The 1659-nt window shown below is 44.8% G+C and carries 4 protein-coding genes; all 4 read left to right on the top strand.

The window, feature by feature from the left end; translation table 11 throughout:
* The coding region (locus A3761_RS28710) for a hypothetical protein (protein ID WP_369808265.1) at window positions 1-206 on the top strand (206 nt) is incomplete at its 5' end.
* A gap of 104 nt (window positions 207-310) precedes the next feature.
* Window positions 311-568, top strand: coding sequence for a type II toxin-antitoxin system ParD family antitoxin (locus A3761_RS24020; protein ID WP_068553791.1), 258 nt, complete (start codon window positions 311-313; stop codon window positions 566-568).
* 5 nt (window positions 569-573) lie between these two features.
* Window positions 574-873 carry a type II toxin-antitoxin system RelE/ParE family toxin gene (locus A3761_RS24015; RefSeq protein WP_068740153.1) on the top strand — a complete coding sequence of 100 codons (300 nt, stop codon included), beginning with the start codon at window positions 574-576 and terminating at the stop codon, window positions 871-873.
* Between the two features lie 108 nt (window positions 874-981).
* Window positions 982-1659 (top strand): MBL fold metallo-hydrolase (locus A3761_RS24010; RefSeq protein WP_156492084.1); only part of this gene is annotated, 678 nt, incomplete at its 3' end.

The raw sequence follows: 1659 nt of genomic DNA, 5'->3' as shown, positions 1-1659 counted from the left end.
AATTGGCACATGATACGCAGAGCCGCCTTGTTCGCTATCGAGAATTGTTTAACGTTGCGTTGTCGAAGGGCGTCATACATGAGATTCGTACTTCAGCCAGTTTCTCGATGCCTTTGGGGGATGATCGTTTTAAAGCACAAATCGAAGAAAATCTTAAGAGATCAATTGGCTATTCAAAGATAGGGCGACCTCTCAAGTGCGAATGATTACTAATTGTCACCGACCCCTTTTATACCATAATACAAAGATTGACAATGCTTGTATTTTTGCCTAGCATGAAATTTATAAATTTTTACTCTTGGAGGCCATTATGCATGTGTCCCTGACTGCCGAGCTAGAGTCTCGCGTTAAAGCCAAAGTTGAAAGTGGCTTATACAATAATGCCAGCGAAGTGATTCGTGAAGCATTGCGCTTTATGGATACGCACGAGGACTGGATCCACGAAGTGAAATTGGCTCGTTTACGCGAGCAACTGAAAGTTGGCACCGGCCAGATAGATAGCGGTGAAGGTATTTCTATTAAATCAAAATCCTCTTTAGATTCATTGTTCAATGATATTATGGCTTAAGTTTCATGCCAACACGCCACCTTGTTATAGCCCCTGCTGCGAAAACTGATTTAAAAAACATCTATCAGTACGGGTTGCGGCAATGGGGGAAAACCCAGTCTGATAGCTACCTTGAAAATATAAAAGAACACTTTTGGACTCTCACTGAACAAGCCATGATAGGAGTTGATCGCTCTGAACTTCTAGCTGGCACCAGAAGCCTACCTATTGAGAGCCATACCCTCTTTTACAGGGTTACAGCTGATACGGTGGAGATTATTCGTGCATTACATCGTCGCCAAGATCCTCAGCGGCACCTGACATAGTTCAATATTTAGCTGACAACGGGGTCAGACTCGATTGAAACCATCCTGTTGGAATCTAGCGCGAGCGTTGTGATATTCTTCCCTTAACTTAATTGATAAGGATATCACATGAAAATCCTACACCACGGAGCGGTGAATGGCGTAACGGGTTCGTGTCACGAGCTTCGCATTTCTGATAAAAACAGTTCTGAACAACAAGGTATTCTGATTGATTGCGGATTGTTTCAAGGGGCCGAGACCTCTGGGCAGTCGAGTGAAAGCCAGCTTGAAATCGACTTCCCAGTTTCTCATATTAAAGCGCTTGTCGTGACCCATGTTCATATCGATCATGTCGGGCGCATTCCTTATCTTCTCGCTGCTGGCTTTGAAGGGCCGATATACTGTTCTGAGCCGTCGGCTGTGCTTTTACCACTGGTACTGGAAGATGCGGTGAAGATTGGTTTCACCCGTAATAAGCAGATGATCCGAAAATTTATGTCGGTGCTTAAGCAGCGTATTGTGCCGCTCAAATATGGTGATTTGTATTCAGTCTTTGAAGGTTTAGATATTTGCTTACAGCCAGCAGGTCATATTCTTGGTTCTGCTTATGTTGAGTGTCGTGTGAGTCAAGAGGGTGAAGTGCATCGGCTTGTCTTCTCGGGTGATTTAGGGGCTCCTCATTCTCCTTTGTTAGCCGCGCCAAAGCCTCCCGAAGCATGTGAAACCTTGGTGATTGAAAGCACCTATGGCGATAAGAATCATGAAGATCGACGCTCTCGTCGGCAGCGACTTAAGGCAGTGATCGAG

The sequence above is a fragment of the Oleiphilus sp. HI0123 genome (assembly GCF_001635315.1).
This window is presented reverse-complemented; position numbering and strand designations above follow the sequence as displayed.

Bases quoted from the DNA above. Each gene is read 5' to 3' on its own strand.
- A3761_RS24015 (WP_068740153.1), top strand. From the start codon at position 574: ATGCCAACACGCCACCTTGTTATAGCCCCTGCTGCGAAAACTGATTTA.
- A3761_RS24020 (WP_068553791.1), top strand. From the start codon at position 311: ATGCATGTGTCCCTGACTGCCGAGCTAGAGTCTCGCGTTAAAGCCAAA.